Consider the following 23,861-nt stretch of genomic DNA (forward strand, 5'->3'; position numbering starts at 1 on the left):
TGTCACGCCTTCAAACACTTCATCTCGCTCAAATGGGTACGCACCTTGCTCAGCCGTTCCTGCAGGAACCGCCGCTGTTGCGGCGTGCTTTGCCGCACCAGGTCCACCAGCAGGCTGCGCGCCTGCCGCTCGGTATTCTGATACGCCGCCCGGTACTCGGGTGTCCACAAACTCTCCTTGCGCTGCAACAAGGTCGCCAGGCGCGGCTCGAAGCTGGAGTCGTTGCGCTGGTTCATCGCCAACAGCAGTTGCTGTTGCCAGTGGGCACGGTTGGCGATCCATTCACGGTTCTGATCACCCAGCGCTTGAGACCAGGTCTGGATGCGTTGCTTCTGTACCGCCGTCAACTCGCCAAACCATGGCGTCAGGCGTTTTTCCATGCGCTCGCTACGGCGGGCCATCTGCTTCGGCAATGGTGTATCCACATACTGCTTTTGCCGCTCACTGATGTCATCGCGGAAGGCTTCACGCATCTGCGCTACCTGGTCGTCGCTCATGCCGCGCAGCAGTTCGGTGGCCGAAGGGGTGATTTCCTCGGCCACCCGACCAATTGCCTCACGGACCTCCCGGGTGCTTTGCTGCAGCGCTTGGTCGGTGACCTGGTCGTCGGCGACCATGTCACGTAGCCGGTCGAGCCAGTCGAGGTAGCCGGGCAGTTGAGTCTTGCAATGCCAGGCCAGGTGCTCGCGCAACCGATCGTCCAGCAGCGCCCTTTGCTCGCGGTTCATGTCCAGGTAGTCGCTCAGCGACCACGGCACCAGGCGGTCGAGGTTGCGATAGGCCAGGTCGATGCGGCTGCAGGCGGCCAAGGCCAGGGCGAAGCCGATGGCGATAAGCAGGGCTTTGGGCAGGCGTAGCGGCATGTGCTGTTCCTTCCTCAGGCTGGCCAGAAGGTAGATGCAAGTGCGGCCTGGCGGTTCCACTGCATGAGTGGTCGGGCCATGTGGTGGCTTCAGGTGTAGAATAGCCGCCTTGTCTTGAGGATCATCGGAAATGGCTCTGCTTGGGCGTTACAACAGTTTGCAAATCGTGAAACACGTGGACTTCGGTCTGTACCTGGACGGCGGCGCCGATGGCGAAATCCTGCTGCCCGGGCGCTACATCCCGAAAAACGCCGAGACCGAGGTCGATGACTGGTTGAACGTGTTCATCTACCTAGACAGCGAAGACCAGCTGATCGCCACCACCGAGAAGCCCAAGGTGCAGGTTGGCGAGTTCGCCAGCCTGAAGGTCAAGGACATCAACGGTGCCGGTATCTTCCTGGACTGGGGCCTGTCCAAGGACTTGCTGATGCCGTACTCGGAAGAGGCACGGCCACTGAAGATCGGTGATTACTGCGTGGTGCACGTGTACCTCGACAAGCGCACCCGCCGGATCACTGCCACGTCGCGCCTGGACCGCTACCTCGATGTCACCCCGGCCGACTACAAGGTTGGCCAGCCGGTCGAGCTGCTGGTGGCCGGCGAAACGCCGATGGGTTTCAAGGCCATCATCAACAACCGCCACTGGGGCCTGATCCACAAGAACGAGGTGTTCAAGTTCTTGCGCTCGGGCATGCACGAGAAAGGTTTCATCAAGGAAGTGCGCCAGGACGGCAAGCTTTCACTGAGCCTGCAGCCGGTAGGCGCCGCCCTGGCGGACACCCTGCAAGAGCAGATCATGGCGCGCCTGGAAGCCGAAGGCGGGGTGTTGGGGGTGTGCGACAAGAGTGACCCTGCGTTGATCAGCAAGCTGTTCAACGTCAGCAAGGGCAACTTCAAGAAGGCCATTGGCGGGTTGTTCAAGCAGGGCCTGATCGTCATCCATGACGATCGCATCGAGAAAGCCTGACGGCCTTACGCCTGTACGAAGTTGCGGAAGTCCAGCTGCTCGCCACCCGGACGGGTGTCGCGCAGCAGCGAGTCACGGTCGGCGCTGAGGGCCAGGCTGATGGTGGAGCGGCGCTTGCCAGGCTTGCGCACTTCCATCTGCTCCAGGTGAGCCTTGAGGAAATTGGTGGGCACCTTCAGGTGCTGCAGTTCATCGCTTTCTGGCGTGTGCAGCAGCAGGTTGACCCAGTCGGCCTGGCCCTTGCCCAGCAGTGCCACTGGCACTTCGAACCACCACAGGTTGCGTTTGTTGTCCAGGATGGCGAACAGGGTATTGCTGCTGGTCAGCACCGGCCGGGCCAGTGCTTCGTTGCGCCGGGCGATGGCGGCGGGTTTGTCGAGTTTCATGCAGGTTCCTGCGAGTTGACGCTATGAAGGCCTGCATTGTGAGGGGTGGCACTGGGCGGGGCAAGGTTTGTGACTTGCGGTGCCTGTGCCGGCCTCTTCGTGGGCTTGGGCGGTATTCGCCTGCCGTTTTACCGTTCGGCTTCTGGCCGGAAAATCCGTTGAAACTCCTGGCCCAGGCGTTGGGTCAACCTACTGTCGACACGGTTCACGTGTCTCCATTTGCAGGAGTTTTGCCATGAGCGGTACTAAAGACAAAGCGAAAGGCTTGGCCAACGAAGCGATCGGCAACGTGAAACAGGGTGTTGGCAAGGTGACCGACAACGACAAGCTGCGGGCCGAAGGCAAGGCGCAGGAGCTTAAAGGCGAGGCGCAACAGATCAAGGGCAATGTGAAGGATGCGGTGAAGAAGCCTTGACTTGAGGTGAGGCGGCCTGTGCCGGCCTCTGGCGGGTAAACCCGCGGAGAGGCCGGCACTATTCGTAAGCAAATTCTTCAATCACGGCCGGGAGCAGCACAGCACGGGCACGGTCTATTAGACTTGCCTGTGTAACGATCAAGCGGCGAAAGGAGACGCTATGATTTTCCCCGACCTGCGCGGCTTGCCCCTGCACCGCGTGCTGGTTCGCACCGTCAAGGAATTCCTCGACGACGAGATGTCCACCTATGCCTCAGCGCTGGCCTACCAGGCGCTGTTCTCGCTATTCCCCTTCCTGTTGTTCCTGATTGCCCTGATCGGTTTCCTGCACTTGCCGGACTTTTTCTCCTGGCTGCGTCTGCAATCGGAACTGGTGTTACCGCCCCAGGCGCTGGAGCAGGTGAACCCGGTGATCGACCAGTTGCAACAATCCAAGGGCGGGCTGCTGTCGGTGGGTATCGTGATCGCCCTGTGGACCGCCTCCGCCGGCGTGCGCCTGATGATGAGCGCCATGAACGCCGCTTACGATGTGCCCGAAGGGCGCCCGGTGTGGAAGCGTATCCCGCTTTCCATTTTCTACACCGTGGGCCTGGCTGGCATGCTGCTGGCGGCCGCAGCGCTGATGGTGCTGGGCCCGCAGGTGATGGAATGGATAGCCGCCCAGATCGGCATGCAGGAGTTCATCGTCACACTGTGGACCATCCTGCGCTGGCCGGTGATCATCATTCTGCTGATGGTGGCAGTGGCCCTGATCTATTACGTGATGCCTGATGTGAAACAGCAGTTTCGCTTCATCACCCCGGGCTCGGTGCTGGCGGTTGTGGTGTGGATCGTGGCCTCACTGGGCTTTGCCTACTACGTGAAGACCTTTGCCGACTACAACGCCATGTACGGCAGCATTGGTGCAATCATCGTGCTGTTGCTGTATTTCTATATTTCGGCTGCCGTGCTGCTGCTCGGCGCCGAAATGAATGCGGTGATCGAGCACATGTCAGCCGAAGGCAAGAACCCGGGCGAGAAAGACTTCGACGGGGAAAAGCCCAAGGAAACCTTGACTGTACTGGGTCACGAGCACCCGAACCCGAGCAAGCCTCATAGCGTCGAGCCGAACCCCTGATGATCCGTGACATTCTCAAGATGGGCGACGAACGCCTGCTGCGCATCGCTCCGCCAGTGCCCGAGCACATGCTTGGCAGTGCCGAACTGCAGCAACTGATCGACGATATGTTCGAAACCATGCGTCACGTAGGCGGTGTGGGCCTGGCCGCCCCGCAGATCGGCATCGACCTGCAGTTGGTGATCTTCGGCTTCGAGCGCAGCGAGCGATACCCCGATGCCGAGGCGGTGCCGCAGACCATTCTGCTGAATCCGGTCATCACCCCGACCTCAAGCGAGATCGAGGACGGCTGGGAAGGTTGTCTGTCGGTGCCTGGCTTGCGCGGCGTGGTGCCGCGCTTCAAGCATATCGGCTACCAGGGCATCGACCCCCAGGGCAACCCGATCAACCGCTTTGCCGATGGCTTCCATGCGCGGGTGGTGCAGCACGAGTGCGACCACCTGATCGGCCGGCTATACCCCTCGCGCATCCAGGACTTTGCCAGGTTCGGCTACACCGATGTGCTGTTCCCTGGGCTTGAGGTCAGCGACGACTGACCTCGCTGCAGGGCTACCAGGCGTTTGTTGCGCTGGTAGCGAAGCAGGCGGCTGGCCAGGGCTTCTGGCAGCTGTTGGGCCAGGTCGAAACCCAGGCGCTGGTAGAAGGGCGTCAGGTCGGGATGACAGAACAGCCAGACGGGCCCGTCAACCTGCGACAGTGCTGCCTCGATCAACTGCGCGGCCACCCCTTGGTTGCGTCGCTGCGGGGCGACGAACAGGCCCGTCAGCCAGAATCCCTCACCCACCGCACTCAGGCTCAGCCCGGCGATGATGCCAGGGTCCCGCGCTACCCACAGTTCGGCGTCGCTTGCAGCGCGCATGCGTGAACTGTGCTGGCGGTAGAAGTGGTCCAGCAAACGGCGTTCTGTGTCCGAAAGCGTCGAACAGGACAATTTTTCAGAAATGGTGAGTCCTACCCTGAAACGTGGCCAGAGGCTCTGGCCTGATGATTTGCGGTCACTTTGTCGCAGATTGTTGCAAAACCGGCAAGGGTGAATATCCGACTCCGGGGTTCAACTATTACTGGCCGGGAGTAGAATTTTCTTCATCCCCCCTGGCAGTACGAAGCGGGATCGGTACTTCGTGCCATCTAGACCCTAGATGACAACTTCTCCGCGCCGGATACGGCAATAGAAGTCAATCGATCAGCTTGAACGCTCTAAAGGCAAAACCACATGAAACCATTACTGATTCTTGCATTGGTCGGTATGTCCTCGTTCGCCCTCGCCGATGAGGCCAAACCCGTCTCCAGCGAGCCTGTGGCTCAGCAGTACGACTACTCGATGAACCTGGACATCAAGCGGGTGATCAACCTGTCGACCATCCCCAATGTCTGCGAAGTGGTACCTGCGACCATGACCTATGAAGACCATCAGGGCCAGGTGCACACCATCCAGTACCGTGCCATGGGAGAAGGTTGCCAGCAGGGTTGACTGGCGGTGCCCGCCACAGGGGCTGAAAACGCTGTGGCGGGCACTTGCTGGCCCTGATGCGATCACCCAGGTGCTCCGCCAATACAGAATAATGTCCCCGCCTGTCGAATCCTCCGCTTCCCGTTCGACCATAGCTGAAGGCACGCGTCACACACCGTGCCCCCTATGATCTGTCGGAGGTACCCCCGATGAGCACCGCAGCCGAATCCGAAATCCGCCAATTGATCGAGCGCTGGATGCAAGCCGTGCGCGATCGCGACATCCCGGGCATCATCGCCCCCTATGCCGACGATATCGTCGCCTTCGATGCCATCCAGGCCCTGCAATTCAAAGGCAAGTCCGCCTACACGGCGCACTGGGAAATGTGCATGGGCATGTGCACCGGCCCCATGGTGTTCGAACTTGCCCAACTTACCGTGTACGCCGCTGGCGATCTGGCCCTGGCCCATTGGCTGAACCGCTGCGGCCCGGGCGACGACGAAAGCCAGTGCGGCTTCATGCGCGCCACGGTGGGCTATCGTCGTAAAGGCGGCCAGTGGCAGGTCATCCACGAACACTGGTCGGCGCCTTTCGACATGGAAACGCAAAAGGCCCTGTTCGATCTCAAGCCCTGAGCCTTTATCGCCAAACGCACTTTGCCAATGCCTTGGAGGCGACCATGAAATACCTGTGCCTGGTCTATTGTGACGAGGGGCTGTTGCACAGCCTGCCCGACAGCCCGGCAGACGCTGAATGCATGGCCTACGCCGAAGCCATTCACGGTTCCGGGCGCATGCTGGCGGCCGAGGCGCTGAAGTCGGTGCAGACGGCCACCACGGTGCGTATGCGTAACGGGCGCATGAGCCTGACCGACGGCCCGTTCGCCGAAACCAAGGAGCAACTGGCGGGCTTTTACCTGGTGGAGGCCCGCGACCTCAACGAAGCGCTGAATATCGCCAAGGGCATCCCTGCTGCGCGGGTCGGCAGTGTCGAGGTGCGACCGGTGCGCGAGCTGCAACCCTGACAGCCAAGGAGAACAATTAGCATGAGCCTTGCCCCCATTGCCCAGGCGCAACACGAGTTGTCCATCAACCGCCTGATCGACGCCCCACCGGCCAAGGTATTTCGCGCCTGGACCGAACCCCAGTGGCTGATGCAGTGGTGGGGGCCGCGCGGCATGACCACCCCGGAGTGTGAGATGCAGTTGTGGGCCGGTGGCCTGTTTCGCACCTTGATGCGCGCGCCGGATGGCAGCGAGTACCCGAACCAGGGCGTCTTTCTGGAAATTGCCGCGCCACGCCGGCTGGTGTTCACCGATGCCTTCGGCCCCGGTTGGGTGCCGTCGGACAAGGCCTTCATGACCGCCGTGATCAGCTTTGACGAGGAACAGGGCAAAACCCGCTACACCGCCCGTGCCTGGCACTGGAATGCCACCGACTGCCGGGCTCATGAAGAAATGGGCTTCCACCAAGGCTGGGGAGAAAGCCTGGACCGCCTGGTGGAGGTGGTGACCCAGCGGATGCCCGACTGATGGCAGCACTGGCCCAGGTGAGCGCCGAAGTCGAGGCCGTGTACCGGCAGGAGTCGCGGCGCATACTGGCGACACTGATCCGCTTGCTGGGTGATTTTGACCTGGCCGAGGAGGCCATGCATGACGCCTTCTTCATTGCCGTCGAGCGCTGGCAACGCGACGGTATCCCCGCAAACCCGCGAGCGTGGCTGGTCTCTGTCGGGCGCTTCAAGGCCATCGACGCGCTGCGCCGGCGCGTCCGCTTCGACCGCTCCCAGGCGGACTTGAGCATGCTGCTGGATGGTCAGGCGCAGGACCCCAGTGAAGAAGAACTGCTGGCGGATGACCGCCTGCGGCTGATCTTCACCTGTTGCCATCCGGCCCTGTCGGCCGACGCTCAGGTGCCATTGACGCTTCGCGAAGTCTGCGACCTGACCACCGAGCAGATCGCCCGCGCCTTTCTGCAAAGCCCGACAACCATCGCCCAGCGGATCGTGCGTGCCAAGGCCAAGATCCGTGACGCGGGCATACCGTACCAGGTACCGGAGCTGAATGAGCTGCCCGAGCGCCTGGAAAGCGTGTTGCGGGTGATCTACCTGGTGTTCAATGAGGGCTATTCGGCGTCATCGGGCGAAACACTGCTGCAGCAGGAATTGAGCGATGAAGCCATTCGCCTGGCGCGGTTGCTGGTGCAGTTGCTGCCCGACCCGGAGGCAGTCGGCCTGCTGGCGTTGATGCTGCTGCAGGCGTCCCGGCAGCGGGCGCGCATCGATGGCCAAGGCGATTTGGTGGTTCTGGAGCAGCAGGACCGTAGCTTGTGGGACCGGCAGTTTATTGCCGAAGGCTGTGCCCTGGTGCGCCAGGCCCTGCAGAGCCGTGCGTTCGGGGCCTATACCGTCCAGGCGGCGATTGCTGCCGTGCATGCCGAAGCGGCGACGGCTGAAGAGACGGACTGGGGAGAGATCGTCGGCCTGTATGACGTATTGCAGCGGTATTGGCCATCAGCGGTGGTGGCGCTTAACCGGGCGGTGGCGCTGGCGAAGCGGGATGGGCCGGAGGTTGGCTTGCGGGAAGTCGAAGGGATTCTGGCGCGGGGGGAGTTGCTGGACTATCACCTGGCACATGCGGCGCGCGCCGAGTTGCATTGCCAGCTGGGGCAGGTAGAAGAGGCGCGAGCGGCCTGGCAGCAGGCGCTGGCCTTGACCCGACAGGCGCCTGAGCGGCGGCATATCGAGCGGCGTTTGCAGGCTATCGAATGATGTGGGGGGGCCGGCTCTTTGCGGGCCAGCCCATATCCCACAGGCTGCCCGCTAAATCAACGAATTAGCGGGTTACCCAGGAGAGCAGCCTTGAAGTAGGTGCTGGCTGCATCACACTTCAGCTCGCCACAAAATTCGGCGGCGACACCAGCTCGACGGTCTGCTGCTTGCGCGGCGCCAGGATCTCGGCTTCACCCGCGACCACCAGCTCGTCGTTCTGGTTGTAGACGTTGGTGGCGATGCGCACCTTGAACTTGGGCAGCTTCTCGAGGATTTCCAGGCGCACGGTCAGGGTGTCGCCAATTTTCACCGGCTTCTGGAAGCTCATCTGCTGGCCCAGGTAGATGGTGCCAGGGCCAGGCAGTGTGCAGGCCACTGCCGCACTGATCAGCGCGCCGCTGAACATGCCATGGGCAATACGTTCGCGGAACATGCTCTTGGCGGCGAATTCGGCATCCAGGTGAACCGGGTTGTGGTCACCGGACATCGCGGCGAACAGCTGAATGTCACGTTCTTCAACGGACTTCTTGTATTCGGCCGTCTGGCCGACTTCGAGGGCTTCGTAAGGCGTGTTGGTGACCTGGGACATCGATGCTTCCTTAAGCGTTGGGCGAGGGCGGCTATCATTCACTGCGCGCAGGGCGGCCAAGGGCCAGCGCCTGTTCAAGCCAGCAGAGAATATCGGCGATGACCTCGCCACGGTTGATTTCGTTGAGTACTTCATGCCGCGCCTCCGGGTAGACGCGCAGCTGTACATGTCGGTTGCCGGTCGCGCGCAGGGCGTCGGCCAGATGGGTGAGACGCTTGCCGGCACTGACCGGATCACATTCACCGCCAATCACCAGCATCGGCAGGTTGGGATCGATCTGCGCGAGGTTACCCGGCTGACTGATCTGCGCCAAGCCTTGCAGCAGGTCGAGCCACAACTGGTTGGTGCAGCGAAAGCCGCACAACGGGTCGTTCACGTACTGATCGACCTCGCCCGGGTCGCGGCTGAGCCAGTCGAAGGCTGTGCGATTGGGCTTGAAGGCGCTGTTGAACGAACCGAAGGACAACCATTCGATCAGTGCACTCTTGCCCAGTGGCCCCTGGCGCCAGGATTCCAGCCGGGCAATCAGCCGCGCAAAGCGGTACAGCACGGCCGGTTGGTAGTTGGAGCCGCTGAGGATAGCCCCGTGCAGGCTGCCACTGTGATGCAGCAGGTACGCCTGGGCGATATAGCTGCCCATGCTGTGGCCGAACAGGAACAGCGGCGTGCACGGGTACTGCTGGCCGATATGCTGGGCCACACATCCCAGGTCGTTGACCACGGCATTCCAGCCATGATGGCGGGCGAACAGGCCGAGGTTGCCCAGCTCGGCAGTGCGCCCGTGGCCACGCTGATCGGCAGCAAACAGGGCAAAGCCGGCCTCGCTCAGGGCCTGGCCCAGGCGCTGGTAGCGCCCGGCATGCTCGGCCATGCCATGGGCCAGCAGCACCACGGCCTTTACCGGTGTGGCCGGCAGCCATTGGTGTACGTACAGGCTGCAGTGCTCACTGGCGGGCAGCCAGAAGGCGTCGTGAGGCATGGCGGGTCCTTGTGCGCGCGGTTACCCGAACAGTGTATGCACAACCGGCCGGATTGCAGGAGGGGCACAAATAAGATTCACAATGTTAATGGCGGCACTTGGCGTATATGCCACCTTGGGTTTACCTGCTAACGTCGAATCAACGCCTTTTCGCCGGCAGGCGGTCAGGTAAAGGACTAAAGGACGCAGTGCAGGTCCAGGCAGAGGAACAATAATAAATGCAAGCCGACTTCTGGAATGACAAGCGCCCGGCAGGCGTGCCTTCCACCATCGACATCAATGCCTACGCCTCGGTGGTCGAGGTGTTCGAGCGCTCCTGCAAGCGCTTTGCCGACCGCCCGGCGTTCAGCAACCTGGGCGTGACCCTCAGCTACGCGGAACTGGAGCGCCATTCGGCAGCCTTCGCTGCCTGGTTGCAGCAGCACACCGACCTCAAACCGGGGGAGCGCATTGCCGTGCAGATGCCCAATGTGCTGCAGTACCCCATCGCCGTATTCGGTGCCATGCGCGCCGGGCTGATCGTGGTCAATACCAACCCGTTGTACACCGAGCGCGAGATGCGCCACCAGTTCAAGGACAGTGGCGCGCGTGCGCTGGTGTACCTGAACATGTTCGGCAAGCGCGTGCAGGAGGTGCTGCCCGATACCGGTATCGAGTACCTGATCGAGGCAAAGATGGGCGACCTGCTGCCGGCCGCCAAGGGCTGGCTGGTCAACACCGTGGTCGACAAGTTGAAGAAGATGGTGCCGGCCTACCAGTTGCCCCAGGCGGTGCCGTTCAAGCAGGTGCTGCGCGAGGGCCGCAGGCTGTCGCCCAAACCGGTGTCGCTGAACCTCGATGACATCGCCGTGCTGCAGTACACCGGCGGCACCACCGGCCTGGCCAAGGGCGCCATGCTCACCCATGGCAACCTGGTGGCCAACATGCTGCAGGTGCTGGCCTGCTTCTCGCAGCACGGCCCCGATGGGCAGAAGCTGCTGAAGGACGGCCAGGAAGTGATGATCGCGCCGCTGCCGCTGTACCACATCTATGCCTTCACCGCGAATTGCATGTGCATGATGGTCACCGGCAACCATAACGTGCTGATTACCAACCCTCGGGATATTCCCGGCTTCATCAAGGAGCTGGGCAAGTGGCGTTTCTCTGCCTTGCTGGGCCTCAATACCTTGTTTGTCGCACTGATGGACCACCCGGGCTTCCGTCAGCTGGACTTCTCGGCGCTGAAGGTCACCAACTCTGGTGGCACCGCGCTGGTCAAGGCCACCGCCGAGCGCTGGGAAGACCTTACCGGGTGCCGCATCGTTGAAGGCTACGGCCTGACAGAGACCTCGCCGGTGGCCAGCACCAACCCCTATGGCCAGCTGGCGCGTCTGGGTACGGTGGGCATCCCCGTGGCGGGTACTGCGTTCAAGGTCATCGATGATGATGGCAACGAACTGCCGCTGGGCGAGCGGGGCGAGCTTTGCATCAAAGGCCCGCAGGTCATGAAGGGTTACTGGCAGCAGCCCGAGGCAACGGCCCAGGCACTGGATGCAGAAGGCTGGTTCAAGACCGGTGATATCGCGGTGATCGACCCGGACGGCTTCACCCGCATCGTCGACCGCAAGAAGGACATGATCATCGTCTCGGGCTTCAACGTGTACCCCAACGAAATCGAGGATGTGGTGATGGGGCACCCCAAGGTCGCCAACTGTGCGGCTATCGGCGTGCCGGACGAGCGTTCCGGCGAGGCGGTCAAGCTGTTCGTGGTGCCGCGCGAGGGGGGGCTGAGCGTTGATGAGCTGAAGGCCTACTGCAAGGCCAACTTCACCGGCTACAAAGTACCCAAGCACATCGTGCTGCGCGAATCGTTGCCCATGACGCCGGTGGGCAAGATTCTGCGGCGGGAGTTGCGCGATATAGCGTGATACCGGGATGGCTTCTTCGCGGGTAAACCCGCTCCTACACCGCCAATGTAGGAGCGGGTTTACCCGCGAATGCCTCTAAACCGCTCTAACAGGCCATATACAGCCTTATCTGCGACATTTTGGATAATTACTCTAAAAATGACCTGTATTGTTCATTGAGTCATTTTTGTGGCCGCAAGGCCTGTTTTGGCCTCTAGGCGACCCCAGACAAAGCTGTTACTCTCGGCCCGCTTCCAGATGATCCGGTTTGCAACGAACCGTCATCTCATATCAATAATAAGCGCATCGACGCGTGAATCGAACTTCGCTGTTGCTGAAGGAGTGGGCTTCCATGATCGAAAATTTTTGGAAGGATAAGTACCCAGCCGGGATTACGGCGGAAATCAATCCTGACGAATTCCCCAATATCCAGGCGGTACTCAAGCAATCCTGCCAACGCTTTGCCGACAAACCGGCCTTTAGCAACCTGGGCAAGACTATCACTTATGGCGAGTTGTATGCGTTGTCGGGGGCGTTTGCCGCCTGGCTGCAGCAGCATACCGACCTCAAGCCGGGTGACCGCATTGCCGTGCAACTGCCCAATGTCCTGCAATACCCGGTCGCGGTCTTCGGTGCCATGCGTGCCGGGCTGATCGTGGTCAACACCAACCCGCTGTACACCGCGAGGGAGATGGAACACCAGTTCAACGACTCGGGTGCCAAGGCCCTGGTGTGCCTGGCCAACATGGCCCACCTGGCCGAAAAAGTGGTGCCCAAAACCCAGGTCAGGCACGTTATCGTCACCGAAGTGGCCGACCTGCTGCCGCCACTCAAGCGCCTGCTGATCAACAGCGTGATCAAGTACGTGAAGAAGATGGTGCCGGCCTACAACCTGCCGCAGGCCGTGCGTTTCAATGACGCCCTGGCGCTGGGCAAGGGCCAGCCAGTGACCGAGGCCAACCCGCAGGCCAACGACGTGGCGGTGCTGCAATACACCGGCGGTACCACCGGCGTGGCCAAAGGCGCCATGCTGACCCATCGCAACCTGGTGGCCAACATGCTGCAGTGCCGGGCACTGATGGGCGCCAACCTGCACGAAGGCTGCGAAATCCTCATCACTCCGCTGCCGCTTTACCACATCTATGCGTTTACCTTCCATTGCATGGCGATGATGCTGATCGGCAACCACAACGTGCTGATCAGCAACCCGCGAGACTTGCCGGCAATGGTCAAGGAACTGGGCAAGTGGAAGTTCAGCGGCTTTGTGGGCCTTAACACCCTGTTCGTCGCCTTGTGCAATAACGAGGCGTTCCGAGCCCTGGATTTCTCGGCGCTGAAAATCACCCTGTCGGGCGGCATGGCCTTGCAGCTAAGCGTGGCCGAGCGCTGGAAGGCCGTTACCGGTTGCGCCATCTGCGAAGGCTACGGCATGACCGAAACCAGCCCGGTGGCGGCGGTGAACCCGTCGGAAGCGAACCAGGTGGGCACCATCGGTATTCCGGTGCCGTCGACCTTGTGCAAGGTCATCGACGACGCCGGCAATGAGCTGCCGCTTGGCGAAGTGGGCGAGCTGTGTGTCAAGGGCCCGCAGGTGATGAAGGGCTACTGGCAGCGTGAAGATGCCACGGCCGAGATTCTCGACAGCGAAGGCTGGCTGAAGACCGGCGACATCGCCGTGATCCAGGCGGACGGCTACATGCGCATCGTCGACCGCAAGAAAGACATGATCCTGGTCTCGGGCTTCAACGTGTACCCCAACGAGCTGGAAGACGTGTTGGCGGCCTTGCCGGGCGTGCTGCAGTGCGCTGCCATCGGTGTGCCGGACGAGAAGTCGGGTGAAGTGATCAAGGTCTTCATCGTGGTCAAGCCGGGCATGACCGTGACCAAGGAGCAGGTGATGGAGCACATGCGTGCCAACGTTACCGGCTACAAGGTACCGCGCCACATCGAGTTCCGCGATTCGCTGCCTACCACCAACGTGGGCAAGATCCTGCGCCGCGAACTGCGTGATGAAGAGCTCAAGAAGCAAGGCTTGAAGAAGATCGCCTGACCATAAGCCTGCACGCTCAGTGTGGGAGCGGCCTGGTGTCGCGAAAGGGCCGCGAAGCGGCCCTGGGGTTTCGGCGGCGATGCAACAATGGCTGGGGGCGCTTTGCGCCCCTTTCGCGACACAAGGCCCCACAATAAGATGCGGCGCCGTCTTCAGACACTGTGAGCCCCTGTAGGAGCGGGTTTACCCGCGAATGCGGTAGTGGCGACAACGGTGAACGGCGGGTGGAGAAGGGTCAGCAGGGCCGGCTCTTTCACGGGTAAACCCGCGCCTACATCCGCGCAACTCAGCGCAGTTTCTCGAGCATCTGGTAATACCACATCCCCGCCGCCAGCAGCGGGTTCCCCAGCAAGTCCCCCATCGGCACCCGCACATGCTTGCACTGGGCAAAGGTGTCGAACTTCTCCAGCGTGCCGGTCAACGCTTCGGCCATGATCTCGCCCATGATGTGGCTGGTGGCAATGCCGTGCCCCGAGTAACCCTGGCAGTACCACACGTTGTCCGACAGCTTGCCCAGCTGCGGGATGCGGTTGACCACGATGCCCATGGCGCAGCTCCACTGGAACTCGATCGGCACCCCCTTCAATGCCGGGAAGGTGCGTTCGATGCAGGGGCGCAATTCGCCTTCGATGTCGCGTGAATCCTTGCCTGAGTAGTTGGCGCCGCCGCCGAACAGCAGGCGCTTGTCGGCCGTCAGGCGGTAGTAGTCGAGGACGAAGCGGCAGTCGTACACCGCCAGGTCCTGCGGGTTGATCTGCTCGGCCAGTTCACCCAGCGGCGCGGTGGTGACGATACCGCCCATGGCCGGGAAGATCTTGCCCTTGAGCTGGCGCTTTTCCAGCTTGTGATACACATCGCCGGCCAACATCACCTGGCGTGCCTCGACCCGGCCGTGGGCGGTAACCACCGCCGGGCGCGGGCCATGGACGATGTCCAGCACTTCGGAATTTTCGAATATCAGTGCACCCAGGCCATGCGCGGCACGGGCTTCGCCCAGGCACAGGTTGAGTGGGTGCAGGTGCAGGTTGCGCAGGTTCTTCAACGCGCCCAGATAAAGCGGGCTTTGCAGATGCTCCGCCACTGCAGCGCGGTCGAGCAGTTGCACCTGCTCGCCCATGCCGCGGCGCTGTGCTTCGGCCTCGAACGCACGCAGTTCGTTCATGTGCGAAGGCTTCATGGCTGCATGCAGGTGGCCACGCTTGAGGTCGCAATCGATGCCATAGCGCGCCACGCGCTGCTCGATCACCTGGTGCCCACGCCAGCGCAAGTGCCAGATGAAATCGTCCACTTCGGCGCCCAGGTGGTTGCGCATCTGCGAACGCATGGCCTCGTCGCCCGACAGGCTGCCGGTGACCTGGCCGCCGTTGCGACCGCTGGCGCCCCAGCCGATACGGTTGGTTTCGACGATGGCGACCTTCAGGCCGCGCTCGGCCAGTTCAACCGCCGTGGCCACGCCCGTAAAGCCACCGCCGATGATCGCCACATCCACCTGCACCGTGCCTTTGAGTTGCGGGTACTCGCTGTGGTCGTTGAGGGTGGCGCTGTAATAGGACGGCGCGCGCTGCGCCGGGCCGTTGTTCAATGCTGCGTTCATGGGTGTTCCTTGTTTTGTAGGGGCTCAGGCCTGGTGCAGGTACCAGCGCCAGTCCTGTTCGCTGACTTCAGCCATGAACTGGCGGTACTCGGCGCGCTTGACCTTCAGGTACACGCCAAGGAAGTCTTCGCCCAGTGCTTCACGGGCCCATTCGGAATGTTGCAGGGCGTCGAGGGTGGTCAGCCAGTCGGTGGGCAGGTGTTCGGTGGCCTGAGCGTAACCGTTGCCTTCAACGGGGGCACCTGGGTCAAGCTGTTCGCGGATGCCGCGGTGGCTGGCAGCGAGGATCGCCGCTGCAGCCAGGTAAGGGTTGGCATCCGCGCCACAGATGCGGTGCTCCACATGGCGACTGTTGGCAGGGCCTCCTGGCACACGCAGGCTCACGGTGCGGTTGTCCACGCCCCAGGTTGGCGCCAGGGGCGCATAGCTGTTGGCCTGGAAACGTCGGTACGAGTTGGCGTTGGGGCAGAACAGCAGCAGCGAGTCGCGCAGGTGGCGCAGCATGCCGGCCACGGCCTGGCGCAGCAGCGGGGTGCCGGCCTTGTCTTCGCTGGCGAACAGGTTGTTGCCGGCGCTGTCGGCCAGGCTCAGGTGCATGTGCATGCCGGTGCCGGCCAGTTGGGCAAATGGCTTGGCCATGAAGCAGGCCTGCATGCCGTGGGCATGGGCCACACCTTTTACCAGGCGCTTGTAGCGCACCGCCTGGTCCATCGCCTGCAGCGCATCGCCATGCTCCAGGGTGATTTCCACCTGGCCGGGGGCGTACTCGGAAATGGCCGTGCGCGCCGGGATGCCTTGGGCCTTGCAGGCAGCGTACAGGTCGGCGAGGAACGGTTCGATCTGCTCCAGTTCGCGCAGGCCATAGACCTGGGTGCTGCGTGGGCGACCGCCATCGTTGTCCAGTGCCGGTTGTGGGCGGCCCTGGGCATCACGCTGCTGGTCAAGCAGGTAGAATTCCAGCTCGCAGGCCATCACCGGGTGGTAACCATCGGCCTTCAACGCTTCGATGGTGCGCAGCAGCACATGGCGTGGGTCAGCGATGCTGGCCGGCAGCCCCTCGCTGGGGTGCATGCTCACCTGCACTGCAGCGGTTGGCACCCGGCGCCAGGGCAGCCGCACCAGGCTGCCGTCAAGCGGGTAGGCACGGCAGTCGATATCGCCTACATCCCACACCAGGCCGGAGTTTTCCACGTCGTCGCCATTGAGGGTCAGGCCAAGGATGGTGCTGGGCAGTGGCCGGCCTGTCTGGTACACGGCCAGCAGTTCCTCGCGGTGCAACAGCTTGCCGCGTGGCACACCGTTGGCGTCGAGGATGAACAGTTCGAACAGCTCGATATCGGGGTTGTCGGCCAGAAAACGGGTAGCCTGCTCTACAGGGGCAAAGTGCATGATCAATTCGCTCATAGGCGCGCAGGGCCACCGCGCAAGCAGGCGGCCCAGTTGAGTCAAACGGCCAGACGGTGGCCGGGTTTGGTCACAATGGCGTGAGCGAGGTGTCCGGTGGGCGCGCGTGACGGCAGTGCCACAAGGCCCAGAAGGCGAGGATGATGTGGACCAGCGGATTTTCCCCGGCACGGCTCCGGGCCTTCGGTAGCGAAGGGCGGGACGACGGTGGGGCGATAGGCTGGGCGGGAGTCATGCCTTTGATACTCACATGCGGCGTAAGGTTGATTAAAGCAGTGAATGGCAACCTTTACATCGCACTTGGCTAAACATTCTGGTGAAAGCATCACGGTCAAAGTGGGAGCGGGCTTGCGTCGCGAAAGGGCCGCGTAGCGGGCTCCGGCCATCAGCGACCATTCAGAAGTTGCTGGGGCCGCTTTGCAGCCCTATCGCGACACAAGGCCGCTCTCACAGGGCGCGTGCAAGCAGCAGAGAATCCGCAAATCTGCGACAATCGCCCGACTTTCCGAATGCCGATCATGAAAAAGCAGGCTCACCTGCATCACTAAAAAGCCCCATGACTGACCACGCCATCGACAAACTGCTGCAAAACCTCGACCACGCCATGATTGCCGACCGCCATCGCCTGCGCCGGCAACTGCACGAACTGCGCAAGCGCCCCGACGAGGCGAAGCTGGCGCAGTGGGTGGAGAAGGTCCAGGCCTCCTGCGCTCAGGTCACCGCGCGTCAGCAGAGCGTGCCGACCGTACGCTACGACGACAACCTGCCCATCGCCGCCAAGCGTGACGAAATCAAGAAGGCCCTGGCCGAAAACCAGGTGTTGGTGATCGCCGGCGAGACCGGCTCTGGCAAGACGACCCAGTTGCCGAAAATCTGCCTGGAACTTGGCCGTGGCAGCCATGGGTTGATCGCCCATACCCAGCCACGCAGGATCGCAGCGCGTAGCGTGGCCGCGCGAGTCGCCGAAGAGCTGGGCACGCCCTTGGGCGCGCTGGTCGGCTACCAGGTGCGTTTCGAAGACCAGAGCGATTCCAATACCTTGGTCAAGCTGATGACCGACGGCATCCTCCTGGCCGAAACCCAGCACGACCGTTTCCTTGAACGCTACGACACGATCATCGTCGACGAAGCGCACGAGCGCAGCCTGAACATCGACTTCCTGCTCGGCTACCTGAAAACGTTGCTGCATCGTCGACCGGACCTGAAGCTGATCATCACCTCGGCCACCATCGACCTGGAGCGCTTCTCCAGGCACTTCGACGGTGCGCCGATCATTGAGGTGTCCGGGCGCACCTTCCCGGTGGACACCTGGTACCGCCCGCTGACCAGCGAACAGGACGAGGAGGGCAACCAGATCGAGGATGACCTCACCGTCGATCAGGCCATCCTTGCCACCCTCGACGAGCTGGCGCAGCACGAGCGTAGCGAGGGCAAGGGGCCGGGCGATGTGCTGATCTTCCTGCCGGGCGAGCGGGAAATCCGTGATGCCGCCGAGATCCTGCGCAAGGCGCAATTGCGCCATACCGAGATTTTGCCGCTGTACGCGCGCCTGTCGCCGGCCGAGCAGCAGCGTATCTTCCAACCGCACACCGGGCGCCGCGTGGTGCTGGCCACCAACGTCGCCGAAACCTCGCTGACCGTGCCTGGCATCCGCTATGTGATCGACACCGGTACCGCGCGCATCAGCCGCTACAGCTACCGCGCCAAGGTCCAGCGCCTGCCGATCGAGGCGGTGTCACAGGCCAGTGCCAACCAGCGTAAAGGCCGTTGCGGCCGGGTCGAGCCGGGCATTTGCGTGCGTCTCTACAGCGAAGAGGACTTCAACAGCCGGCCAGCGTTTACCGACCCGGAGATTCTGCGCACCAACCTGGCGGCGGTGATCCTGCAGATGTTGCACCTGCGCCTGGGCGCAATCGATGCCTTCCCGTTCATCGAGCCGCCGGATGGCAAAGCCATCAGCGACGGTTTCAACCTGTTGCAGGAGCTTTCGGCGGTTAACCGCGAGAACCAGCTGACGCCAATTGGCCGCCAGCTGGCGCGCTTGCCGATCGACCCACGGCTGGGCCGCATGCTGCTTGAAGGCGCGCGCCTGGGCAGCCTGCAGGAAGTGCTGATCGTCACCAGCGCGCTGTCGGTGCAGGACCCGCGTGAACGCCCTCCAGAACGCCAGCAGGCCGCCGATCAGGCGCACGCACAGTGGAAGGACGTGGACTCGGACTTCGCTGCGCTGGTCAACCTGTGGCGCGGCTTCGAGGAACAACGCCAGGCGCTGACTGCCAACCCGCTGCGCAACTGGTGCCGCAAGCAGTTCCTGAACTACTTGCGGCTGCGCGAGTGGCGCGATGCTCATCGTCAGTTGGCGCTGATTTGCCGTGACCTGCAGCTGACGGTGAACAAAGAACCGACCGATTACCAGAAGATGCACAAGGCAATCCTCAGCGGGCTGCTCAGCCAGATCGGCCAGAAGACCGAAGAGGGCGACTACCAAGGCGCCCGCCAGCGGCGCTTCTGGGTGCATCCATCGTCGGGCCTGGGACGCAAGCGCCCGCAGTGGGTCATGGCTGCCGAGCTGGTCGAAACCACCAAGCTGTATGCGCGCATGGTGGCCAAGATCGAGCCGGACTGGATCGAGCCGCTGGCCGGCCACCTGATCAAGAAAAACCATTTCGAGCCGCACTGGGAGAAGAAGCGCGGGCAGGTGGTGGCCTACGAGCAGATCACGCTCTACGGGCTGATCCTGGTCGGCCGTCGGCCGGTGCACTACGGCCCGATCGACCCGGCGACCTCGCGCGAGCTGTTCATCCGTGAAGGCCTGGTGGGTGGCGAAATCCAGTCGCGGGCCAAGTGCCTGGCGGCCAACAAACGCCTGCTTGAAGCGCTGGACGAGCTGGAAGCCAAGGCTCGCCGGCGTGACATTCTGGCTGACGAAGAAACGCTGTACGCTTTCTACGAAGCGCGCCTGCCGGCGGAAATCCACCAGACGGCGACCTTCGACAGTTGGTACCGCATGGGCAGCCAGAAGGACGCCAACCTGCTGATCATGCGCGAGGAGGACGTGCTGGCCCGCGAGGCCAGCGAAGTGACCGCCGCACAGTACCCCGACAGTATGCAGGTGGGCGATTTGCGCCTGCCGCTGAGCTACCACTTCGAGCCCGGCCACCCCCGCGATGGTGTGACGGTGCGGGTGCCGGCGCCGCTGTTGCCGAGCCTGCCGGGCGAGCGCCTGGAGTGGCTGGTGCCGGGCCTGCTGGAGGCCAAATGCGTGGCGCTGGTGCGCAACCTGCCCAAGGCCCTGCGCAAGAACTTTGTCCCGGTACCTGACTTCGTCAAGGCTTCGCTGGCGCGCATGACCTTCGGCCAAGGGGCGCTCCCGCAGGCCCTGGGCCAGGAGCTGCTGCGCATGACCGGTGCACGTGTGTCGGACGAGGCCTGGGACGAGTCGGTCAACCAGGTCGAAGGCCACCTGCGCATGAACATCGAAGTGGTCGATGGCCAGGGCAAGTTCCTTGGCGAAGGCCGCGACCTGGCGGAACTGACCGCGCGCTTTGCTGCCGCCAGCCAGGCTGCCCTGGCCGTGCCGCGTGACGCCAAGGGTGAGCAGCCGGTGCAGGCCAAGGCCTTCAGCGAAGTGAAGCAGACCGCCCAGCAGAAGATCGCCGGCCTGTCGATGACCGTGTACCCGGCGCTGGTGGAAGACAACGGCACTGTGCGTGAGGGGCGTTTCTCGACCCAGGCCGAAGCCGAGTTTCAGCACCGCCGCGCCTTGCAACGGCTGTTGCTGCAGCAACTGGCCGAGCCGGCCAAGTTCCTGCGCGGCAAGCTGCCGGGGCTGACCGAGCTGGGCCTGCTGTACCGTGAAATGGGGCGGGTCGAGGCGCTGGTCGAAGACATTCTGCTGGCCAGCCTGGACAGTTGCATCCTTGAAGGCGAACAACCGTTGCCACGTGATGGCGCGGCCTTGGCCGCGCTGGCTGAACGCAAGCGCGGCAGCTGGGCCGAGCATGCCGAGCGCCTGGCAAGGCAGACCCTGGAAGTGCTGAAGCTGTGGCATGGGCTGCAGAAGCGCTTCAAGGGCAAGATCGACCTGAGCCAAGCGGTGGCGCTGAACGACATCAAGCAGCAGCTGGGCAACCTGGTGTACCCGGGCTTCGTGCGCGAAACGCCTGGGGTGTGGTTCAAGGAGTTGCCGCGTTACCTCAAGGCGGTTGAGTTGCGCCTCGAGAAACTCGGCTCGCAAGTACAGAAGGACCGGGTGTGGAGCGGCGAGCTGGCCAATTTGTGGGCGCAGTACAAGGCCCGTGCCGACAAGCATGCCCAGGAAGGCAAGCGCGATGAGCAACTGACTGTGTACCGTTGGTGGCTGGAAGAATATCGCGTGTCGCTGTTTGCCCAGCAGTTGGGGACCAAGGTGCCGATTTCTGACAAGCGATTGAGCAAACAATGGAGTCAGGTGGAAGGCTAACCTCTATTATTTGTGGCAAACTTTGGGGCGTTTGGGGCCGCTTTGCGGCCCTTGGCGGGTGAGCCCGCCTTGCGGGGGTAAACGTAGGCCCCTGAATTGGCACTAAAGTGCCATTAACCTGTCATGTTTCCAGCCAGCGCCCTGTGGCGGTGGCCTTTGACCAGAGGAACGACCGTGCATAACGTCGTGATCAGCGGCACCGGCCTGTACACCCCGGCCCAGAGCATTTCCAACGAAGAGCTGGTGGCTTCCTTCAACGCCTGGTCGCAGCAGTTCAACCAGGACAACGCTGCCGCCATCGAGCGCGGTGAAGTCGAGGCGGCGCCGCTCTCCGACGCGGCGTTTATCGAAAGGGCCTCGGGCATCAAGAGCCGCTTTGTCATGGACAAGGCCGGTATCCTCGACCCGCAGCGCATGAAGCCGCGCTTGCCCGAGCGCAGCAACGATGAACCGTCGGTGCTGTGTGAAATGGCCGTGGCCGCTGCCCGCCAGGCCCTGGAGCGCGCAGGCCGAACGGCGGCCGATGTCGACGGGGTGATCGTCGCCTGCTCCAACTTGCAGCGCCCGTACCCGGCCATCGCCATCGAAGTGCAACAGGCACTGGGTGTCCAGGGCTTTGCCTTCGACATGAACGTGGCCTGCTCGTCGGCCACCTTCGGTATCCAGACCGCCGCCAACAGCGTAGCGCTGGGCCAGGCGCGGGCGGTGCTGATGGTCAACCCCGAAGTGTGCACCGGCCACCTCAACTTCCGTGACCGCGACAGCCATTTCATTTTTGGCGATGCCGCCACCGCCGTGTTGCTGGAGCGTGCCGACCAGGCCACTTCGGCGCACCAGTTCGACATCGTCAGCAGCAAGCTCTGGACTGAGTTCTCCAACAACATCCGCAACAACTTCGGCTTCCTCAACCGTGCGGCGGAAGAGGGTGAAGGCGCTGCGGACAAGCTGTTCATCCAGGAAGGCCGCAAGGTGTTCCGCGAGGTGTGCCCGAAGGTGGCCGAGCTGATCGGGGAACACCTGCAGGAGAATGGGCTGCAACCGGGCGACGTGAAGCGCTTCTGGCTGCACCAGGCCAACCTCAGCATGAACCAGTTGATCGTCAAGAAACTGGTGGGGCGTGAAGTGTCCGAGGAAGAGGCACCGGTGATTCTGGACCGTTACGCCAATACCAGCTCGGCGGGGTCGGTGATTGCCTTCCACCTGTACCAGGATGACCTGGCCAAAGGCTCGTTGGGCGTGTTGAGCTCGTTTGGTGCGGGGTATTCGATTGGTAGCGTGATTCTGCGCAAGCGCTGATTCATCAGGCGCCTGTTACGGCCTCTTCGCGGGCTTGCCCGCTCCCACAGGTACAGCACAGTTCTCAAGGTCTGTGGTGATTCTGGACTGCCCCCAAGAAGTTGGACACCAATCCAACCCTTGGGGGATCTATGGGTAAGTACACCGAGCAATTCAAGCTCACAGCGATCACAGCCTACCTGGATGGCAGCAACGGTTTCCGAAAGGTGGCTCAACACTTAGGTATCGATTTCAGCCTGCTTCGACGCTGGGTGGCCAGTTATCAGGCCAATAATGGCATTGTTACAGGCTCGCATGGGCGGCGCTATACCAGTGATTTCAAACAGCAGGTGCTTAGCTATATGCACGAGCATCGGCTTTCGCTGCGCCAGACCGCTGCCCACTTTGGTCTTGGGCAGTCCTCTCAGATAGGCATTTGGCAGCGGCAGTACTACAGTGGCAGTCCTGCACCCTCTACTGCCATCAAGCCAAGAAAGCCAATCGACGTGTCGAAGAAGATCAAGCCTGCCAAACCCACCGATACCAATGATGATCAGAAGTCTCGAGATCAGCTGATGGCTGAACTTGAGTACCTGCGCATGGAGAATGCTGTCCTAAAGGAGCTCAAGGCTCTGCGCGAGGAAAAGGAACGAACACGCGGGAAAAAGCCCTGATCGTTTCCAAACTCAAGCGCAGGTTTCCTTTGCCTGACCTCCTTCAGTTGGTCGAGCTGGCGCGCAGCACCTTCTACTACCAGCTCAAAGCTCAGCAGAAGCCAGACCGGCATGCTGAGCTCAAGGCATTGGTGCATCGCGTCTATCACGAGCAGAAACGGCTTTATGGTTATCGCCGTATCGCACTCGTAATCAGGAAGGAAAAGCGGGTGAACAAGAAGGTCATTGAACGGCTGATGGCTGAGCAGGGATTGAAATCAGTAGTGCGCCCCAAGAAATATCGCTCCTATCGAGGTACCGTCGGCAAAGTGGCAGCGAATGTACTGGAGCGAAATTTTATCGCTCAACGCCCAAACCAGAAGTGGGTGACTGACGTAACCGAGTTCAAAGTAGCTCAGCAGAAGCTCTATCTGTCGCCCGTGATGGATTTGTACAACGGCGAAATCGTGGCCTACGAAATGGCCAGCCGCCCGTGCTATAGCCTGGTTGGGAACATGCTTGGCAAAGCGCTCGATTGCCTGGGAGAGAAACCGAAGCTCGTGCTGCATTCGGATCAGGGATGGCATTACCAGCAGGCGCAATACCGCCGTAAGCTAAGCGAATGTGGGGTAAAGCAGAGCATGTCTCGAAAAGGCAATTGCCTGGACAACGCGGCCATGGAAAGCTTCTTCGGCACGCTCAAATCTGAGTTTTTCTACCTGAAGCGTTTCGAGAGCATTGATGAGCTGAGAGCGGGTCTGGATGAGTACATTCACTACTACAACCATGATCGCATCAAGCTGAGGCTCAATGGCCTGAGCCCTGTGGAGTACAGGGCTCAGGCTGCAGCTTAAAACTGTCCAACTTTTGGGGGGCAGTCCATTCTGTGGGAGCGGGCAAGCCCGCGAAGGGGCCGGCGCATTTCACACAGGCAAAAAGAAGCGGGAAACGCCGGATGGGGTCGGCGTTTCCCGCTTCAGGTGAAGCAGAGCAGGGTGTTGC

21 protein-coding genes are annotated in these 23,861 nt (G+C 62.0%); 14 read left to right on the forward strand and 7 right to left on the reverse strand.

Annotation, left to right across the window (positions count from 1 at the left end; all coding sequences use genetic code 11):
- Positions 1 to 2: 2 nt before the first annotated feature.
- A complete protein-coding gene (locus LMH93_RS06860) occupies positions 3 to 863 on the reverse strand; it encodes a DUF6279 family lipoprotein (RefSeq protein ID WP_003254646.1) in 861 nt (286 codons plus the stop codon).
- Positions 864 to 993: 130 nt separating this feature from the next.
- Between LMH93_RS06860 and LMH93_RS06865 the strand changes: the two genes are divergently transcribed.
- On the forward strand, positions 994 to 1,830 hold the full coding sequence (locus tag LMH93_RS06865) for a CvfB family protein (RefSeq protein ID WP_003254644.1): 837 nt from the start codon (positions 994 to 996) through the stop codon (positions 1,828 to 1,830).
- 5 nt (positions 1,831 to 1,835) lie between these two features.
- Here LMH93_RS06865 and LMH93_RS06870 read toward each other — a convergent pair whose 3' ends face one another.
- Positions 1,836 to 2,216 carry a hypothetical protein gene (locus LMH93_RS06870; protein WP_003254641.1) on the reverse strand — a complete coding sequence of 127 codons (381 nt, stop codon included), beginning with the start codon at positions 2,214 to 2,216 and terminating at the stop codon, positions 1,836 to 1,838.
- Between the two features lie 235 nt (positions 2,217 to 2,451).
- Between LMH93_RS06870 and LMH93_RS06875 the strand changes: the two genes are divergently transcribed.
- The 3 genes from LMH93_RS06875 (at position 2,452) to def (ending at position 4,284) form a co-directional block, all read left to right on the forward strand.
- A complete protein-coding gene (locus LMH93_RS06875; protein ID WP_003254639.1) occupies positions 2,452 to 2,631 on the forward strand; it encodes a CsbD family protein in 180 nt (59 codons plus the stop codon).
- A 160-nt stretch (positions 2,632 to 2,791) separates the two neighbouring features.
- Entirely contained in the window at positions 2,792 to 3,748 is a 957-nt protein-coding gene (locus tag LMH93_RS06880; RefSeq protein ID WP_003254637.1) for a YihY/virulence factor BrkB family protein, read from the forward strand.
- The gene (gene def, locus LMH93_RS06885; RefSeq protein ID WP_098091209.1) at positions 3,748 to 4,284 is read left to right on the forward strand and encodes a peptide deformylase; all 537 of its coding nucleotides are present in this window, start codon (positions 3,748 to 3,750) and stop codon (positions 4,282 to 4,284) included. Before LMH93_RS06880 ends, def begins: the two co-directional genes overlap by 1 nt.
- Here def and LMH93_RS06890 read toward each other — a convergent pair.
- Positions 4,239 to 4,643: a GNAT family N-acetyltransferase gene (locus LMH93_RS06890; RefSeq protein WP_144000369.1), complete on the reverse strand. Its 405-nt coding sequence runs from the start codon at positions 4,641 to 4,643 to the stop codon at positions 4,239 to 4,241. The two genes, def and LMH93_RS06890, sit on opposite strands and share 46 nt — an antisense overlap.
- Before the next feature lie 318 nt (positions 4,644 to 4,961).
- Here LMH93_RS06890 and LMH93_RS06895 point away from each other — a divergent pair, with 318 nt between their 5' ends.
- From LMH93_RS06895 to LMH93_RS06915, 5 genes are all read left to right on the forward strand, one after another.
- Positions 4,962 to 5,219, forward strand: coding sequence for a DUF2790 domain-containing protein (locus LMH93_RS06895; RefSeq protein ID WP_003254632.1), 258 nt, complete (start codon positions 4,962 to 4,964; stop codon positions 5,217 to 5,219).
- 188 nt (positions 5,220 to 5,407) lie between these two features.
- Entirely contained in the window at positions 5,408 to 5,833 is a 426-nt protein-coding gene (locus LMH93_RS06900) for a YybH family protein (RefSeq protein ID WP_014860685.1), read from the forward strand.
- A gap of 44 nt (positions 5,834 to 5,877) precedes the next feature.
- On the forward strand, positions 5,878 to 6,222 hold the full coding sequence (locus LMH93_RS06905) for a YciI family protein (RefSeq protein ID WP_014860684.1): 345 nt from the start codon (positions 5,878 to 5,880) through the stop codon (positions 6,220 to 6,222).
- A 21-nt stretch (positions 6,223 to 6,243) separates the two neighbouring features.
- Positions 6,244 to 6,729, forward strand: a complete 486-nt coding sequence (locus LMH93_RS06910; RefSeq protein WP_003254626.1) for an SRPBCC family protein — start codon at positions 6,244 to 6,246, stop codon at positions 6,727 to 6,729.
- A complete protein-coding gene (locus LMH93_RS06915) occupies positions 6,729 to 7,967 on the forward strand; it encodes an RNA polymerase sigma factor (RefSeq protein ID WP_003254625.1) in 1,239 nt (412 codons plus the stop codon). The genes LMH93_RS06910 and LMH93_RS06915 overlap by 1 nt, the downstream gene beginning before the upstream one ends.
- Before the next feature lie 118 nt (positions 7,968 to 8,085).
- On the opposite strand, the gene LMH93_RS06920 is transcribed toward LMH93_RS06915, so the two are convergent.
- Together LMH93_RS06920 and LMH93_RS06925 are read right to left on the reverse strand one after the other, a co-directional pair.
- Positions 8,086 to 8,556 carry a MaoC family dehydratase gene (locus LMH93_RS06920; protein WP_014755701.1) on the reverse strand — a complete coding sequence of 157 codons (471 nt, stop codon included), beginning with the start codon at positions 8,554 to 8,556 and terminating at the stop codon, positions 8,086 to 8,088.
- Positions 8,557 to 8,590: 34 nt separating this feature from the next.
- Positions 8,591 to 9,535: an alpha/beta hydrolase gene (locus tag LMH93_RS06925; RefSeq protein WP_014860682.1), complete on the reverse strand. Its 945-nt coding sequence runs from the start codon at positions 9,533 to 9,535 to the stop codon at positions 8,591 to 8,593.
- 218 nt (positions 9,536 to 9,753) lie between these two features.
- Between LMH93_RS06925 and fadD2 the strand changes: the two genes are divergently transcribed.
- The gene (gene fadD2, locus LMH93_RS06930; protein WP_019750689.1) at positions 9,754 to 11,442 is read left to right on the forward strand and encodes a long-chain-fatty-acid--CoA ligase FadD2; all 1,689 of its coding nucleotides are present in this window, start codon (positions 9,754 to 9,756) and stop codon (positions 11,440 to 11,442) included.
- Between the two features lie 331 nt (positions 11,443 to 11,773).
- Positions 11,774 to 13,471 carry a long-chain-fatty-acid--CoA ligase FadD1 gene (gene fadD1 / locus LMH93_RS06935; RefSeq protein WP_003254620.1) on the forward strand — a complete coding sequence of 566 codons (1,698 nt, stop codon included), beginning with the start codon at positions 11,774 to 11,776 and terminating at the stop codon, positions 13,469 to 13,471.
- A gap of 286 nt (positions 13,472 to 13,757) precedes the next feature.
- Here fadD1 and LMH93_RS06940 read toward each other — a convergent pair whose 3' ends face one another.
- Both LMH93_RS06940 and LMH93_RS06945 read right to left on the reverse strand, forming a co-directional pair.
- The gene (locus tag LMH93_RS06940; RefSeq protein WP_003254619.1) at positions 13,758 to 15,065 is read right to left on the reverse strand and encodes an NAD(P)/FAD-dependent oxidoreductase; all 1,308 of its coding nucleotides are present in this window, start codon (positions 15,063 to 15,065) and stop codon (positions 13,758 to 13,760) included.
- Between the two features lie 24 nt (positions 15,066 to 15,089).
- Complete coding sequence (locus tag LMH93_RS06945; protein ID WP_003254618.1) at positions 15,090 to 16,454, reverse strand: glutamine synthetase family protein; 1,365 nt, start codon at positions 16,452 to 16,454, stop codon at positions 15,090 to 15,092.
- A 571-nt stretch (positions 16,455 to 17,025) separates the two neighbouring features.
- Between LMH93_RS06945 and hrpA the strand changes: the two genes are divergently transcribed.
- From hrpA to LMH93_RS06960, 3 genes are all read left to right on the forward strand, one after another.
- Positions 17,026 to 20,931: an ATP-dependent RNA helicase HrpA gene (gene hrpA / locus LMH93_RS06950; RefSeq protein ID WP_003254617.1), complete on the forward strand. Its 3,906-nt coding sequence runs from the start codon at positions 17,026 to 17,028 to the stop codon at positions 20,929 to 20,931.
- Between the two features lie 174 nt (positions 20,932 to 21,105).
- On the forward strand, positions 21,106 to 22,227 hold the full coding sequence (locus LMH93_RS06955) for a beta-ketoacyl-ACP synthase III (protein WP_230064948.1): 1,122 nt from the start codon (positions 21,106 to 21,108) through the stop codon (positions 22,225 to 22,227).
- Between the two features lie 131 nt (positions 22,228 to 22,358).
- Positions 22,359 to 23,713, forward strand: a protein-coding gene (locus LMH93_RS06960; RefSeq protein ID WP_230064330.1) for an IS3 family transposase whose coding sequence is annotated in 2 segments (ribosomal slippage) — positions 22,359 to 22,832 and positions 22,835 to 23,713 — 1,353 coding nt in all. Because the reading frame shifts where the segments join, the coding sequence is not laid out codon by codon here.
- Positions 23,714 to 23,861: the final 148 nt, after the last annotated feature.

The organism is Pseudomonas sp. CIP-10 (assembly GCF_020911845.1).
In the GTDB taxonomy this organism is placed as follows: domain Bacteria; phylum Pseudomonadota; class Gammaproteobacteria; order Pseudomonadales; family Pseudomonadaceae; genus Aquipseudomonas; species Aquipseudomonas alloputida.